The sequence below is a fragment of the Flavobacterium sp. AC105 genome (assembly GCF_979258495.1).
In genome coordinates this window covers 5,326,129-5,341,651 of sequence record NZ_OZ409860.1, presented here as the reverse complement: position 1 = coordinate 5,341,651, position 15,523 = coordinate 5,326,129, and the positions used below count along the sequence as shown (strand labels likewise).

Below are 15,523 nucleotides of genomic sequence, written 5' to 3'. Positions count from 1 at the left end.
TTAATTTTTTTTTTGTTCTTTTGCCCACCTTAAATAAATATTTATAATGCAGAAATTTGATGCCATTCGACCGTTTTATGATTCTGAAATAAATGAAGCACTTCATGATGTTGTCAATCATCCGATGATGAAAACCATGATGAACTTTACTTTTCCGGAAGTAGAAGATGAGGTTTGGAAAGAGCAGCTAAAGAAAACACATTCGATTCGTGATTTTCAGTGCAACTTTATTTATAATACCATACAAAAGGTTTTAGAGAAAAGCTCTGAAGGCCTTACAACTTCAGGATTTGAGAAACTGGAAAAAAACACCTCTTATTTATTTATTTCGAATCATAGAGATATTCTTTTAGATACAACCTTATTAAATGTTTGCCTTTTCGAACATGGTTTGGTGATGACCGCATCTGCAATTGGAGATAATTTGGTTAAAAAAGCATTCCTGAGTACTTTGGCAAAACTAAACAGAAACTTTTTGGTTTTAAGAGGTTTAACGCCAAGAGAAATGCTGCAAAGTTCTAAATTACTGGCCGAATATATGGGGCAATTATTGCTTCGCGAAAATCGTTCGGTTTGGATTGCACAAAGAGAAGGACGCACAAAAGACGGAAATGACGAAACCAATCCAGGCGTTTTAAAAATGATCGGGATGGGTTCTGACGAAGCCAATTTAATGGATTATTTTAAGAAATTAAGAATCGTTCCCGTTTCAATTTCATACGAATATGATCCTACAGATGTCTTGAAAATGCCACAATTAATGGCAGAAGCAAACAACGAAGTTTACGTTAAAGATAAAAATGAAGATTTCATGACCATCATAAGTGGTATTATGGGAACTAAAAAAAGAATACACATTTCTGTTGGAGATGTTTTAGATACTGAAATTGACCAGATTGTTGCTGAAAACGACAATTCGAACAAACAAGTTCAGGCTTTGGCACAAGTAATTGACGATTCGATTTTGAAGAATTACCAATTGTGGCCAACTAATTTTATTGCGTACGATATTTTAAATGAAACTGATAAATTTTCTCATTTGTATAAAGAGAATGAAAAATCGTTGTTTGAGCGTCGTTTAGAAATGCGTATTGGCTGCGATAATCCTGTTACAAGACAAGGATTCTTGGCGATGTATGCAAATCCGGTTGTCAATAAATTAAAATACCAAGATGTCATCTAAACCTAAAATACTCTTGATTTATACCGGTGGAACTATTGGTATGAGTAAAGATTTTGAAACTGGCGCTCTCAAAGCGTTCAACTTTGGTAAATTATTGCAAAAAATCCCTGAAATCAAACAATTAGATTGTGAGATTGAAACGGTTTCATTTGAAAATCCGATAGATTCATCCAATATGAATCCTGAAATGTGGACGAAAATTGCTGAAATTATCGAAGAAAACTACATTTCTTATGATGGTTTTGTAGTACTTCACGGTTCAGATACGATGTCATATTCGGCTTCAGCATTAAGTTTTATGCTGGAGAATTTAGCAAAACCAGTCGTGTTTACAGGTTCTCAATTGCCAATTGGTGATTTGCGAACTGATGCAAAAGAAAACCTGATTACAGCCATTCAGATTGCGTCTCTTCAGGAAAACGGAAAACCGGTTATTAACGAAGTTTGTTTGTATTTTGAATATAAATTGTACCGCGGAAACCGAACTTCAAAAGTAAATGCGGAACATTTTAAAGCTTTTACAGCACCAAATTATCCTGAATTGGTAGAATCAGGCGTTCATCTAAAATTGAATTCGCATTTATTTCTTCCTGTAAAGAAAGACGCTAAACTGATCGTTCATAAGAATTTAGACAATCATGTTGCGATTATAAAAATGTTTCCGGGAATGAGCGAAATTGTTTTATCCTCAATTTTAGCCATTAAAGATTTAAAAGGAATTGTTCTGGAAACATATGGTTCCGGAAATGCTCCAACAGAAGATTGGTTTTTGAACTTGATTCAGAAAGCAATTCAATCTGGTTTATACATCGTTAACGTTACGCAATGTTCTGGCGGAAGTGTAAATATGGGACAATACGAAACCAGCACAAAACTAAAATCTCTTGGCGTTATCTCAGGAAAAGATATTACTACCGAAGCTGCCATTACAAAACTAATGTATTTATTAGGTCATAATATTCCGCAAGCTGAGTTTAAAAATGTCTTTGAGACAGCTTTACGCGGGGAAATTTCTTTATAGTTTTTTCACCATATAAGTGATATAAGTTCATTTTAGAAGAAAGTTTAAAATGAATTTGATTTAGTTTGTCACATCGAGCGGAGTCGAGATGCCGCAAAGGTTCTCGACTCCGCTCGAACTGACAGGCCCAACTCAAAATTAGCTTAGTTTGTCATTTCGAGGAACGAGAATTCTCCGCAAGTAGCTCCCTTCCTAATGTTTCAGTCCTTGTCGAGTTTCTCGTGGAGATTTCTCGTTCCTCGAAATGACAAGATTGGGGATAATTGGAATTTAAATTTTGGGATTTCTATACGGAACCGGACAAGTTTCCAAATCTTCTTCGGCACTATGTCTTTTATAATAAACATAAACAATTACCGAAATAATACAAATAATTCCCTGAATCGCAACCGTATTTCTGGTTCCTATAATGTGCGAAACATAACCAATAATCAAACTTCCCACAGGAATCATTCCCTGATACGCCATCATATAATAACTAATGCTTCTTGAACGCATATTTACGGTACTTTGCGTCTGAACATAAATGTTTATTGCCGATGTTTGTGCCATCATTCCTACACCGCTCAAAGCCATACAAATAAGGGCAATACTCAGACTATTTGAATACGCTAATATGATGATGCTAAAACCTAGTAATAAGCTCGCAGCAATCATGATTTTGCCCATATTATCTGCTTTTTTTAGATTAGCCAGATAAATAGCGGATAGAATCGATCCAATTCCGGCAGCGCTTTCGAACCAGCTAAAAGTCTGGGCGTTTCCGCTAAAAATATCTTTTGCAAAAACAGGCATCAAAGTATTAAAAGAAATCACGAATAAACTGCTGCACATTAACATCAAAAGCATTTTTGCCATTTCGGTTTCTTTTTTAACGTAATCTAAACCTTCGATAAAATCTTCAAGCATTTTAAACTTATCAGTTGCTTTAATATGCGGCGTAATTTTCATCATCAATAAAGAAATCAAAACCGGAATATAGCTCAGAAAATTTCCAATAAAACAAATGTCTTCACCATAATTGTGCAGAATAATTCCGGCTAAAGCAGGTCCGGCAATTCGGGCAAAATTATTTAAGGTTGAGTTTAGCGCAACGGCATTTGGCAAATCTTCTTTATGGTTTACAATATCGATCATCATGGTTTGTCGGCATGTCATGTCGAAAGAATTTATAATTCCCTGAATAAGGCTTAAAGCCAAAATATAATTGATATTGTATATTTTTAAATAAATCAGCAAAGCCAAAGCTCCGGCCTGAAGCATTGCAAGAGACTGCAATACCATCATAGCCTTATGTCTGTCGTAACGCCCAATAATACTTCCGGCCAAAGGAGCCAGGAATAAAGACGGAATCATACTTAAAAAAGTAGCTAATCCCAGTAAGAAAACAGATCCTGTAATGCTGTAAACCATCCAGCTTACAGCTGTTTTTTGCATCCAGGTTCCTATTACAGAAACCGATTGTCCGTAAAAGAATAATTTGAAGTTTTTTGATTTTAGCGCTTTAAACATGATTCTAAATCTTTTTTACAAAGGTCGGAATTATGATTTCATTAGAAAAATTAATAATTTTACTGATAACAAGTATTAAAACTTATCGATATGGAAATTTATCAATTAGAATATTTCATTAAAACTGCTGAAATTCTTCACTTTACAAAAGCAGCCGAATTGTGTTTTGTCACACAATCCGGATTATCTCAGCAAATAAAAAAGCTGGAAGAAGAACTCGGTATGCCTTTATTTGTAAGGATTGGCAAAAAAGTTCAACTTACCGAAGCAGGTTCTGTTTTTCTTACGCATGCGAAACAAATTATTGAAAATGTGCAAAGCGGGAAACAGGCAATTGATGATTTGAATCAAATGATTGGCGGTGAATTGCGAATTGGCGTCACGTATATTTTTGGACTTTTGGTTTTGCCGGTTGTCAATTTGTTCGCTAAAACATATCCTAATTTAAAAATTGTTGTTGAATATGGCACAACAGAACCTTTGGAACAAAAACTATTAAACAACGAATTAGACTTGGTTTTAGTAATTTCTTCTAACGAAATCGAACTTCCTTTTCAAAAAGAGCCATTGTTTCGGTCAAAATTGGTTTTGGCGGTTTCAAATATGCATCCTTTAGCGGTTTTGGATAAAATTTCTTTTAAAAAAATAGAAGATCTTCCGCTTATTTTACCCGTAAAAGGATTTAATTCGAGAGAGTTTTTAGACGAATTGTTTTTAAAAAATAATATGAAACCAAAAGTTTCGATTGAATTAAACGCCGTTCATGCTTTATTGCGATTGGTTGGCGACAGCGATTATTGGGCTACAATAGTAACAGAGAAGGCTTTACAAGGCTGGAATACTATAAAAGCAATTAATATTACCGGAGTTGCTACACAAAGAGATTCGTTTATGTTAACGATAGAAGGCGCATACCAAAAAAAGGCTGTAAAACTGTTTATGGAAGAATTTAGAAAAAGCATGTAAACTATGTATGATTTTGTTTTTGTAACTCAATTTTTTTTGTGTTCTTTGCAGACCAATAAAGAGAGGTGTCCGAGTGGTTTAAGGAGCTAGCCTGGAAAGCTAGTATATGGGTAACTGTATCGAGGGTTCGAATCCCTTCCTCTCTGCTAAAATGCTGTTATCCCTTGAAAATAAAGGGATAGCAGGTTTTTATAAAAATTACTGTGTCAAATTTGTGTCAAATATTTATAGTTTAAAAAATGTGAGTTTTTTAAGCAATAAAAAAAAATGCAAAATTCTGAAAAATCTACTCTCTCACGTAATAAAAGCATTGCTTTTATAGATTATAAACCCGCAGAGCTTAAAAAAAACAAAGAATGGATGATTGTTTATTATGCAAAACATCCAGCAACCGGAGCGCTCGAACGTCAAAGGTTACGTGTGCCTTGTTTGAATAGTCTTACTGACAGAACCATTCATGCTAAAAGAATTGTCTTAGAGATTAATAATAAATTAGCAGATGGTTGGTCTCCCTATATGGAGCAGACAGGAAAAAATTACAAAACCTTCAAAGAAGTTGTTAATGCCTTTTTAAATAATTTAAAAAAACAACTGAAGGATAATGTTCTTCGTCCTGATACACTTAGAACTTATAATTCAAATTTGAATTTATTTCAACAGTTTTTAGTCGAGAAAAATATAAAAATCACATTTGCAGTTGAAATAAATCAAAACCTTTGTAAAAAATATTTAGACTGGGTATATATCGATAGAGGTAATTCTCCAAGAACTAGAAACAATCACCTAATATTTATAAAATTATTTTGTTCTTTTCTAGTAGATAAAGGAGTTTTAAAAGAGAATCCGACAACTGCTATTAAACCAATGAGAACAACACCTAAAATTAGGCAGGTTTTCCCCGAAAACATGAAAAAGACAATAAGTGAGAAATTACAATCTTATGATAATAGTTTTTACTGCCTGTGTATGGCAACTTATTTTTGTTTTATAAGAAATAAGGAGTTGGGAAAACTTAGAGTTGGTATGGTTAACCTCAAAGAGAGTTCTATTTTTTTGCCGGAAGATGTTTCGAAAAACAAAAAAAATGAGTTTGTCACAATTCCTTCTCAATTTCTAGAAATATTAAAAAGCCATATCGGAAATGCAAAATCACAAGATTATTTATTTTCTGGCGATAATTTTAAGATTGGTACAATACAAATGCCGGTTCGTAAAATTGCAACAGCTTGGGAAAAAGTTAGAAAAGAACTTGAACTGGAAAACAAATATCAATTTTATTCTTTTAAAGATACTGGAATCACAGACTTATTAAATAGTGGTGTGCCCGCAATAAAAGTTAGAGATCAGGCACGCCATTATGATATTAAAATTACAGAATTATATACACCTAGAAATAAGGGTTGTGATACAACAATTCAAGGTGCAAATGTTACTTTTTAAATTATTTAGCAACACAGCAAGATAGGGTATACAAAAAAAACGTAAACATTGTAAACAATTAAATTTATTTACACAAAGCACTATTAATCAGTATTTTAATGTGTTTATAAAACGTTTATAAACTTGTATTTTGACTCTTTTTGTTTATAAACACATTCTGTAAAATTTATAAACATTAATTTTTTTGAATTAAAAAAAATCATTAAACGATAAAAAAGTAGATTTTATTTGCTCAGATCTGTGCCGGCGCTTTATCCAGGTTCTTAAATAAATCTACTTATCGCAAAAACTAATTGTAGATTTTATTTAATCAGATCCGGATCTGCAGTTTATTCCGGAATTGAAATAAATCTACATTCCAATATTAAATATTAACATTTTTATAGGTTTTTTCTTTGATTATAATTTTTATTTTTTACTTTCGTTGTAAGAAATTAATTATATGAGAAAAATTACAACAGTATTTAAAAGCTTGTTTTTATCAGCTTTTCTTTTGTTAATGACAAATTGTGCCACAGAGGAAACCACTCTGCAAACCGTAAGTCAGTCTTCAACTGAAGCTAAAATTTGGTTTGATGCCAATAAAAGTAATTATAATACAAACGTTTTCGAATATGTAAAAGAACTTCAATGGCAAGATGCTATTATTTCCAATGGAGAGATTGGGGAAGTAATAGAGGTACCCTTCACCCTTTTAGCGAACCTAAGCGCAACTAATAAAGAAACCGACCTATATAATGACCATCATCGCTTAATGTTTGTGAAAGATGAAAATAAGGGTTTCAAACTTTTCAATGTTCAAATTTTCACTACAGATAAAAAAAATACTGTAATTGATAAAGATTTCAACTACTACAGCATTAAGGATAATTTTGATGGCAAGATTCTTGTACAGGAGTTAGCAACAGACATAGGAAGCAAACTCGAGTTTAAGAATGGAAAAAAAATGCAACGTTCAATAACTTCAAGATATGATGAAGAAGTTTGTGTTTATTATGGCTATTGGTATGAAGATGGACATTTTGAAGCACTGTACGAAGTTGGTTGTTATGGTGGCGGATCAAACGTACCCCCTTCACCTGGAAGTGGAACACCGGGTCCGGGTTATGGCGGTGGTGGCGGTGGTAGTACAACTACACCATCGGAAACCAGTTGTCCAGACGGTTATGTTAAAAAATTGAATCAATGTATTTTAGATAAAAAAATATTCGATCAGCTAACAGGAAAAGCCAAATGTATTTATGAAAGATTAATGGCTTCTACTATATTTAGTACTGCTATAAAAAAGTTTGACGGTGATTTTGCTGTAAGTCATCTTAAATTGACTATTAATAATAATTTGGACGCAAATGTTTTTGCTATTACAGTCGCTCCTGTAAATTATATAACGGAAATTCAATTTGACAATACTAAATTAGCACTTTTATCAGATTTAGGAAATGCAGTCGTATTTGCTCATGAAGTTATTCACGCAGAGATTTTTAGAAAAATGTTGTCAGCTGCACAAAATGGAAGTTTAGACCCCGCTACAATGACTACTCAACAACAAGTTGCCTATGTGAATTCTTTAAAAAATAATTATCCGGGCTTGATGGATTATTATTACAACAGAAATCACCCTAATTGGAATCATGATATGATAGCAAGTCATTATCGAGGAACTATTGCGGATGTTATACAACAATTTGATAATAATCGCCTCCCTCGCTCGACATACGAATCTGTAACGTGGCTTGGTTTAGGGAAATTAGGAGGTGCCTTAACCACTGTTGCGTGGGATAATTTGTCTCCTGCTGAACAGACAGCAATTACTAATTTAATAAATGAGAACTTATATAAAGGACCATCAACCTGTAGTAACTAATTATGAAAACAAATATAACTATACTATTTTTTCTGCTAGTAAATTTGATAAGTGGACAAACAAAAGAAAGTGATTATTATACTTTCTCTAAAGGAGGAGACAAACACTTAAAACCTTTAAAATACGTACTATTTAACCCAAAAGAGGATACAAAAACTCAAAAGGACGGGAAAATATATTTCAAAATAAAGTCTGAAAGATTTGTTTTTGATAAAGACAAAAATAAATCGGAAACTTCCGCTGTTAGCCTTTTAAAGAAGATAAAATTAAATGACAGTGCTAAACTCAGAGAAAATGAAGTTTTGTATTACCAAAAAGAAATTAAAAAAACTGATGCTTATAAGAAGTCGGGATTTGTTGCTCCGTTCCCAGTTACTGCCATTCATCCGTATTTTAAAGTTTACGTATTAGAAAAAATCGGCAATGACAAATTAATTAAATATCAAGTAGATTGGGAATATTCAGATTTATAAAAGAAAAACAGCAATGAAAACATTAACTAGGAATTATTTGATTTTTGCGTTAATCTGCATTTTGTTGTTTGTCTATTTTTACTTTAGCCAATATTACTATACAATTAATTTGTATGACACTTATTATCTTATAAATTATTTCTTCTTCGTAGCCATTGCTTTTATAATCGGTTCTGTTTTTTATTTGAGAAAACTTTTAATAAAGAGTTTAGAAGAATATCCGGAAAGAAAATCCGGAAAATATTTATTGATATTTCTATCACCGTTTTCATACCTGAACATTAAATCAGTTACTAAAAACTATATCATTTTTGTGGGAATCTGTATTTCGTTGTTTGCCTATCTTTATCTTACTGGTTCTTTTTATTTAGCAACCTATAATGGCACTTTTCATTTTGTGAGTTATTATTATTTTGTTTTACCAATTCTGATTATCGGTACTATTTTTTATCTCGTAAAAAATAAACAGATAAAGAAAACTATATAATATACTTGCCAGTCAACATTCTTAAAAGCCTAATAATCAAAAAGCCACTCTTTCGAGTGGCTTTTCCAGTTTGCAAAATCACTGTAATACTTTTGCAAAACTTATAATAAACACAAAGATATTAAAAAAAAAATAATATGAGGTATTTTCTTACCTAAAATGTTTTTTATAAATTTCCAAATCAAACTTCTGATCTTTTAAATGGACATAATCCGGACTTTGAATTAAATCGGGCGTGATTTTGAATTGCTCCAAAGTCTCAGCGAGCATCAATTGTTCAAAATAAACAGGCATAAAACGCAAAATTCCTTTTGCTTTGAAGCTTTGGTAATTATCAGCAATAAAGGCATGAGCATTTTTGCAATAAAGGGTATTAAATTCTAAATCATTGCAACCATACACGCCCATATTATAGGCTTTTGTATATTTTGCCTCTGCCAAAGGATATATCTGTTTAAAAGCTTCGCCTTTGTCAATCGATTCGACCAGTACTTTATCAAAACTTGGTTTGTGGTTTAGGATTACATCTAAATCGAGATGCAAAAAAGGCGCTTTTTGCGCCTCGTAAGTAACTATTTTAGGCAATGACCACAATTCAATGTTGAAGGATTTACTTTGCTGAATAACAATATGAATGCCTTTTATGTCTTTTATTTTATTAGCAAATACGGCATCGGTATAAAATTCAATTTCAGCATAATACCGCTTTGCATCTGCAATAGATTTTCGTAAAAATAAATCCTGAAAATCAGGCTTTACCCATTCCCTGCTTATATCGGTTGCAACATAGGTATATAATACTTTCATAGCCTACTGGATTGCTACGGGAACGTATTTGTAAGTTTTAGATATAAGCGTAATTGATGCATTATACAAGGAATTATCCATATCTATACGTGCACTACGCCAATATTCTACACCTTTAAATCTAAAGGGAATATTTTCGCCCTGACTATCCCTGATGTTTAAAACTTCTATTACTTCGCCTTGCGTACCGTTAGGCAGGGAAACGAGATTCAATCCGGTTTCCAAATCAAAATTTACTGTACTGTATTCAAAAACATAAAGTTGCGCTTGAAGATTAAACAAATATTTGTACTGACCATCGGTGTCAATCATTCCAAGGACGCTATTGATATTGCCGTTAGGGTCTGATACAAATATTTGTCTGTCTCCGTTTCCGGTAATATAATCAAACAAACGCCTTCCTCCGTTGTTTCTTGGTGAATAGCCGGAGTTTGCCACAAATCTGTTAGGGATTACAATAGTACCTGAATCAGAATCACTTTCTAAAAAAAAAAACTTCTTTGATAATTCAACCAAAAAATCATTAAAGTTTTGCGCTCCAATAGCAGGCTCGCACAGATCACAATTAACCTGCGTATAATCCAAAACAAAGGCATTGCCTGCGAATGCTGAAAGGGACTGGATTTTAAACCTGTTTGCCTCTTCGGGGATTCTAAGCAAATTTTGAGCGGGATTAAACGAAGTAATTAAGGTATCGTCGAGCTTTTTAAGCAATACGTTTCCTTTTTCATCTTTTACAAATTTTATGATTCTGCGGTCTATCGGTTCAACAATGGGTGCAGATGAGAAGAATTTCAAGGCAAGTTCTGCAAAAAATTCATTGTCATTGTTGGCTTCAATAGGTGGTACGCACAAATTATTTTGAAAATCCCCTATAAAATAAGACTTCTCCAAAACTGTATTACCCGAAAAATCCACACCGTTGGCAAGTGAAAACATGCCACCGCCTTGCTGAATTACATCTTGGTTGGACAGGAAAAATATATCCTGTTCAACACCCTGATTATCGATAACCGATACAGTACCGTTAACCTCCTTTACAAAGTAAAAAACAGAAACAGCCATAATTATTTTTTAGATTTTTTAGCGGGTTTCTTTTTTGCTACTGGCTTCTTTTTAACCACTTTCTTTTTTATGGGTGCTTTGGGTGCTACTTTTACAATTTTGCCACCTGCAACATATTTGAATCCTTTCTTTAATGTTCCGTCGGCTTTTAGTCCTGTTGCCTTTACAACTCCGCTGCAAATTTTCTTTAATCCTCTAACGGTTGGTTTCTTTACTGCTGTTTTTCTTGTTGTTGCCATTTTTTGATTGATTTAGATTGATGAATAAATTGTAGATTTTTGATGCCTTTTTTCCTGGAGAAATCAAGCGCCGGCGATTAAAAAAATCTACTTTTGGATTTATTAGTTTACCGTAAACGATAATTTTTTAATTGGTTTTGATTCTGTGATATTCTCAGGTATTATCTTCACAAGTCTTTTACTATAAATATTAAATTTCAATTCATCCAGAGGCTTATCCTGATACCTGTTTTTATCGGCAAAAATGTAATTGTCGCGATAGTTGGATTTCTTCTCGGTGTACAGTACAATGTCGGCATCAAATTGACTTTTGGAACCGCCTCGCATTTTCCCGTCTGTGGTCTGCTGAAAAATTACAATGAATAATTTTCCATCGTATTTTTTTCTAAGGTCTTTATCAACTTCAAAACCTTTTTGCATTTCCTGCATTTTCGAAAAACTGTCTATTACAATAACATCATTGTTTCTTATTAGCTTGTCTAAATCGGATACACTTTTTATTTCGGGTGCTTCGGTATCAATCAAAGCCTGATTGTTCAGGTATTCATTTGCCTTATCATAATATAAAGAACTCTCGGGATGTTCTTCGATACTGGCATGACCGACTTTGTAATTTTGCGCAAAGGTATTTATGAACTGGAAACACATTCGTGTTTTCATTGAACCCTGACCACCCGTTAAAGTGATAACGACACTTTCTTTTTCCTGACGCTCAATTTTGCCTAAAAAATCAGCAATATCCCTATTCGCAATTTTAAAATAAGTGACATTTTTGGGTTTGTTCGCCATTTTATAGGCTAAGGAATTTTTGTTAAGGTTTGGTTTTGCAACAATTGTTTTTTCCTTTGCAACGGGTTTTGCAACATTTTTTTTGATTTCCTTTTTTTTGATTATCGGCTTTGTAACCACTTGAGACAAACTACTTTTTTTAATGATCTTTACTGTTTTAGCCTTTGGTTTTACGGCTATTGCTTTTTTAATGATCGGTCTTTTCGCCCTTACTTTCGAATTGGATTTTTTAGCACCATTTAAGCCATAAGGCTCGACCAGATTTTTTATTTCGATTAAAAAGGTATCATCAGCAAACGCCTCTAATACCTTGATAACCCTTTTTGAAATAATGGTGTCCTTTTGCTTTTCGGCTCTCAAAAGTAAATCCTCCAACGTCTTGCGGGAAACAATCAGACCGTTTAAGCTATTGAATTCTTGTGCTAAAGTCATTTGATTATATTTTATATTCAGTACCTAAAACGCTTACTATAGTTTCAATTCTAATGTCTTTCAAACCGAAATCTTTTTGAATCGCTGAGGCAATAGCAGTAGCAACGGTTTGTAATTGCAATTGAATCGGGATATTATATAGAGTTGTGCTCCCATTAGCCGGAATAGTAAGCGCATCAGCGTTCACCGTTGCAGTACCTAACTGAACATTGCTCTTATCATAAAAAATGATTCTTTTAAGCTTTACCGCTATTATTTTTGCCGAAAAAACCTCTGTTGTGGGATTGGTAAACTTTATATCCAAATTAAAAGAAATTAACGGCTGTCCGTCATTCCATTTTACGTTGAAGTTCTTAATCGAGGTCGGATAAATCTTTACAAACTGAAATTTTTCAATGATTTTTTTAACTTTATAATCCAGAAATAAATAACCTGCTATGGCTAATATTCCAACACCTATAACTACTTTTTTTACACTCATGTCATTATCTTAATTTTGTTTTGATGAAACCTTTCAGGGCATCGAAAAAACTGCTTATTAATTTTTCAACTTCACTATGAATAAGGGTCGAAAGCGAACCGCCCCAAGCGCAAAAAACATAAGTCACTAACTTGCTTAAATGCAGGAACTCACTTGTAAAGGCATAAACCGAAACCGCTACAAAAATGCTTACGATTGCCTCGGCAAGAACAAAACTCAATGTTGGCTTTTTACCTTTTTGGCTTGCATTGTAAATTTTTGTAAAAATCCCCGCAATGATAATAAGCCCTAGTAAAAAATAATCTCTCCAAATTTTAATTTCAAATAATAATTCTCTCATGTGGTTTTTGTGTTAAAAGGTGATAGCCAATTAAAAGCGTAACTGCTGATACTGCTAAAATTAGGTAGGGGCTTCGCTTTTTTTTTAATAAGTCAAGGGTTATGTTTTGACTTTTATAGAAATTAAACTTCGCTATCCGGTCACTTAAACCGTTTTGCTTCCCGTTGATCTTTTCTGTTATTTTGGTAATTAAATTGGCATCAGCCAAAGAATTAAGGTTTTTATACACTGCAAAAAACCAACCCGCACAATCTATGGCAATGTCATTTTGCAAAAGCAGGTCAGGATTACTCACAACATCATAGCCCGAATACTTTTTATAGGCTTGATAATTTGCCCGTCCTGTCAACTGCATATAGCCACGCCCTCTGTATTTCCATCCGTCGCCACTCGCTGCATTTCCGTTGCCGTTTGAATTGGCATAAGCAATGTTAGCGATCATACTTTGATTGGCAACGTGCACACTGGTGCGCCCGTAAAGGTTTTTTTGGGCTGTAGTCAGACGCGAGTTAAAAGGCACTGTCTCGGAAAGCCCATGAGGCGTATAATTAAGGCTTTCCAAAAGCCTTGTAAAGTTTCCCGATTCGTGGGAAACCTGAGCCAAAAAGTGTGCTATCCTGAGCGGGGAAGTAATCCCGTATTTCTGGAATGTTTTTAAAAACAAACCGCTGTTATCAAATATAAAACTCATAATATCACTTTTTTAGGTTGTTCTTTTGGCAATAGCAACAGGATTGCCAGTACTGCTATTGCCCCGATTGCGAGTGTTGTTTGGGTGTTTTGTGTCATGCTAATAGGCTTTTACCTGATTGCCATTTACAAAATAATAAACCCCGTCACGCTTGATTAAATACTGGTTTCCAGTTTTCACAGCTTCAAAGGTTCCGATATGTTCACCATAATCGAAAGAGCCTCCTATAAGTGGTTTTGAACCATCATTAAAGTAAGTTCCGCTAGCTGTTTTCTTGGCATTGAAAAGGCTTACGTCGTTGGCGTTTGCCATAAGTTTTTGCCCTGCCTTTGGTGTTACCAAAGCCGTCGGATTTGCTTTTATGGTTACTTTGGTCTTAACGCTGTTTGTCAGGTATGCGTTTAAACTGATGGAAGAAACACCTTTTTTGGCTTGCAAAGCTTTGAGTGTTGCAGAACCAAAATCCCCATCAACTGCAACGCCTAAAACCCTTTGAAGTTCCCTAACTTCAAGCCCTTTGCTTCCTTTGGCTAAAACTTTGTTTTTATTTAAAGTTGCGCCTGCTACAGGTACATTATCCGTAAGGATTGGCGTTGCTAGTATCGTCGGTGGCTCGGAAATATCTGCTGTTAGTTCGTCTTGTTCTTTTTGCTTGTTTTTGTTTCTCCAATAAAAAAAGCCAATTGTTCCAAGTCCCAGTACACCTAAGCCAATAATTACCTTATCTTCATTTTTCAATTTCATAGTTCCTTTTTTAATTGTAGATTTTTTTTGATCAGATCCGCAGCTGCAGTTTGTCCAGGCTCGCTAAAAAATCTACTTTTAGATTTATAAATACGCCGGATATCGCTTTCTGAGCAAATTATAATCCTGATCGTTTAACTCTTCTTTTAACCACGTTTTAAGAGGTAATTTTGTTCCGCCAATAGTGTTGTAACCTAAAATTCGATTGTAGTTTTTAAGTCCGAAGGCTTTTTGAATCAAGCCAAATTGTGCCTGACTTACCCCTGTTAAGGTTTCAAAAATTAAATTTTCATCTGTACCCGTGTAGCGGTTCATGGCATCATACAACAAAGCTACTTTTTGAGTAGCGGAAAATGTCGGAATCAGGTTTACGTCACCTTCATCGATGTATTTTTTATTACCGCCTAAAACAGAATTTCCGTTTTTATTGGTCTTGGTTAAAAAATAAACTCCCAGTCCTAAAAGAACTACCGATGCACTTACTATAATTACTTTTTTCTTTGTTGTCATCATTAGAAAAATCCTTTTATTATGAATCTCAGTTTTACAATATCATCAACGCTAAATTGATCCTGCAACCATTCTACTAAATTCATTTTACTGAGTGTTGCGCTTCTTCTTTCTCCAAATTCGTTGTAAACCCTGATAAATCCGTTATGATTTAGACCTATTAAATTATTCTCAACGGCTTGGTAATTTGCGCCAAAACCCAGTAAAGCGGTGTAAATCGCTTCCGCCCTTGCTTTGGCTTGTGTAATGTTTATATTACTGGGTTTGTAGCGTGTATCTTCTGTTAGTTTTTTAAAGCTGAAAAATTTAATATACACAAATCCAAGAACACCAGCCACCAATAAAACTTTTAAAATTGTAAATCCTGTTTTGACAGCTTTTTGAGAGTCTTCCTGTGTTTTTTTAATCACAGCCTGCCCCTGTGGACTGGTCAGGACACTGGCTATTACTGCGGGATTTCCTAATCCTTTTTTTTTCAT

At 34.0% G+C, this 15,523-nt stretch carries 18 protein-coding genes and 1 tRNA gene; 8 read left to right on the top strand and 11 right to left on the bottom strand.

All coding sequences use genetic code 11. The annotated features are described in order from the left end of the window. The first annotated feature begins 46 nt into the window (after nt 1-46). Complete coding sequence (locus ACZ0AH_RS22170) at nt 47-1,183, top strand: 1-acyl-sn-glycerol-3-phosphate acyltransferase (protein ID WP_463477907.1); 1,137 nt, start codon at nt 47-49, stop codon at nt 1,181-1,183. Then, nucleotides 1,173-2,204: an asparaginase gene (locus ACZ0AH_RS22165; RefSeq protein ID WP_463477906.1), complete on the top strand. Its 1,032-nt coding sequence runs from the start codon at nt 1,173-1,175 to the stop codon at nt 2,202-2,204. Before ACZ0AH_RS22170 ends, ACZ0AH_RS22165 begins: the two co-directional genes overlap by 11 nt. Before the next feature lie 270 nt (nt 2,205-2,474). On the opposite strand, the gene ACZ0AH_RS22160 is transcribed toward ACZ0AH_RS22165, so the two are convergent. After that, on the bottom strand, nt 2,475-3,716 hold the full coding sequence (locus ACZ0AH_RS22160) for an MFS transporter (RefSeq protein WP_463477905.1): 1,242 nt from the start codon (nt 3,714-3,716) through the stop codon (nt 2,475-2,477). A 90-nt stretch (nt 3,717-3,806) separates the two neighbouring features. Between ACZ0AH_RS22160 and ACZ0AH_RS22155 the strand changes: the two genes are divergently transcribed. From ACZ0AH_RS22155 to ACZ0AH_RS22130, 6 genes are all read left to right on the top strand, one after another. Then, nucleotides 3,807-4,682 (top strand): LysR substrate-binding domain-containing protein, encoded by an 876-nt coding sequence (locus ACZ0AH_RS22155; protein ID WP_463477904.1) that lies wholly within the window; start codon nt 3,807-3,809, stop codon nt 4,680-4,682. Nucleotides 4,683-4,741: 59 nt separating this feature from the next. Further along, a tRNA-Ser gene (locus ACZ0AH_RS22150) sits at nt 4,742-4,828 on the top strand. 121 nt (nt 4,829-4,949) lie between these two features. Then, complete coding sequence (locus ACZ0AH_RS22145; RefSeq protein WP_463477903.1) at nt 4,950-6,122, top strand: tyrosine-type recombinase/integrase; 1,173 nt, start codon at nt 4,950-4,952, stop codon at nt 6,120-6,122. 442 nt (nt 6,123-6,564) lie between these two features. Further along, a complete protein-coding gene (locus ACZ0AH_RS22140; RefSeq protein ID WP_463477902.1) occupies nt 6,565-7,986 on the top strand; it encodes a hypothetical protein in 1,422 nt (473 codons plus the stop codon). A gap of 2 nt (nt 7,987-7,988) precedes the next feature. Continuing rightward, on the top strand, nt 7,989-8,459 hold the full coding sequence (locus ACZ0AH_RS22135; protein WP_463477901.1) for a hypothetical protein: 471 nt from the start codon (nt 7,989-7,991) through the stop codon (nt 8,457-8,459). Nucleotides 8,460-8,472: 13 nt separating this feature from the next. Continuing rightward, on the top strand, nt 8,473-8,946 hold the full coding sequence (locus ACZ0AH_RS22130) for a hypothetical protein (RefSeq protein WP_463477900.1): 474 nt from the start codon (nt 8,473-8,475) through the stop codon (nt 8,944-8,946). Between the two features lie 150 nt (nt 8,947-9,096). Here ACZ0AH_RS22130 and ACZ0AH_RS22125 read toward each other — a convergent pair whose 3' ends face one another. The 10 genes from ACZ0AH_RS22125 to ACZ0AH_RS22080 form a co-directional block, all read right to left on the bottom strand. Beyond that, a complete protein-coding gene (locus tag ACZ0AH_RS22125; protein WP_463477899.1) occupies nt 9,097-9,753 on the bottom strand; it encodes a DUF6734 family protein in 657 nt (218 codons plus the stop codon). 3 nt (nt 9,754-9,756) lie between these two features. Further along, entirely contained in the window at nt 9,757-10,818 is a 1,062-nt protein-coding gene (locus ACZ0AH_RS22120) for a hypothetical protein (RefSeq protein ID WP_463477898.1), read from the bottom strand. Nucleotides 10,819-10,820: 2 nt separating this feature from the next. After that, nucleotides 10,821-11,057: a hypothetical protein gene (locus ACZ0AH_RS22115; protein ID WP_463477897.1), complete on the bottom strand. Its 237-nt coding sequence runs from the start codon at nt 11,055-11,057 to the stop codon at nt 10,821-10,823. Nucleotides 11,058-11,159: 102 nt separating this feature from the next. Next, nucleotides 11,160-12,278 (bottom strand): P-loop NTPase family protein, encoded by a 1,119-nt coding sequence (locus ACZ0AH_RS22110; protein WP_463477896.1) that lies wholly within the window; start codon nt 12,276-12,278, stop codon nt 11,160-11,162. A gap of 4 nt (nt 12,279-12,282) precedes the next feature. Then, nucleotides 12,283-12,759, bottom strand: a complete 477-nt coding sequence (locus ACZ0AH_RS22105; protein ID WP_463477895.1) for a hypothetical protein — start codon at nt 12,757-12,759, stop codon at nt 12,283-12,285. A 4-nt stretch (nt 12,760-12,763) separates the two neighbouring features. After that, nucleotides 12,764-13,099, bottom strand: a complete 336-nt coding sequence (locus ACZ0AH_RS22100; protein ID WP_463477894.1) for a hypothetical protein — start codon at nt 13,097-13,099, stop codon at nt 12,764-12,766. Next, a complete protein-coding gene (locus ACZ0AH_RS22095; protein ID WP_463477893.1) occupies nt 13,080-13,790 on the bottom strand; it encodes a glycoside hydrolase family 19 protein in 711 nt (236 codons plus the stop codon). Before ACZ0AH_RS22095 ends, ACZ0AH_RS22100 begins: the two co-directional genes overlap by 20 nt. 99 nt (nt 13,791-13,889) lie before the next feature. Next, the gene (locus ACZ0AH_RS22090) at nt 13,890-14,534 is read right to left on the bottom strand and encodes a peptidoglycan-binding domain-containing protein (protein WP_463477892.1); all 645 of its coding nucleotides are present in this window, start codon (nt 14,532-14,534) and stop codon (nt 13,890-13,892) included. Nucleotides 14,535-14,618: 84 nt separating this feature from the next. After that, on the bottom strand, nt 14,619-15,047 hold the full coding sequence (locus ACZ0AH_RS22085; protein WP_463477891.1) for a hypothetical protein: 429 nt from the start codon (nt 15,045-15,047) through the stop codon (nt 14,619-14,621). Then, entirely contained in the window at nt 15,047-15,523 is a 477-nt protein-coding gene (locus tag ACZ0AH_RS22080; protein WP_463477890.1) for a hypothetical protein, read from the bottom strand. The genes ACZ0AH_RS22085 and ACZ0AH_RS22080 overlap by 1 nt, the downstream gene beginning before the upstream one ends.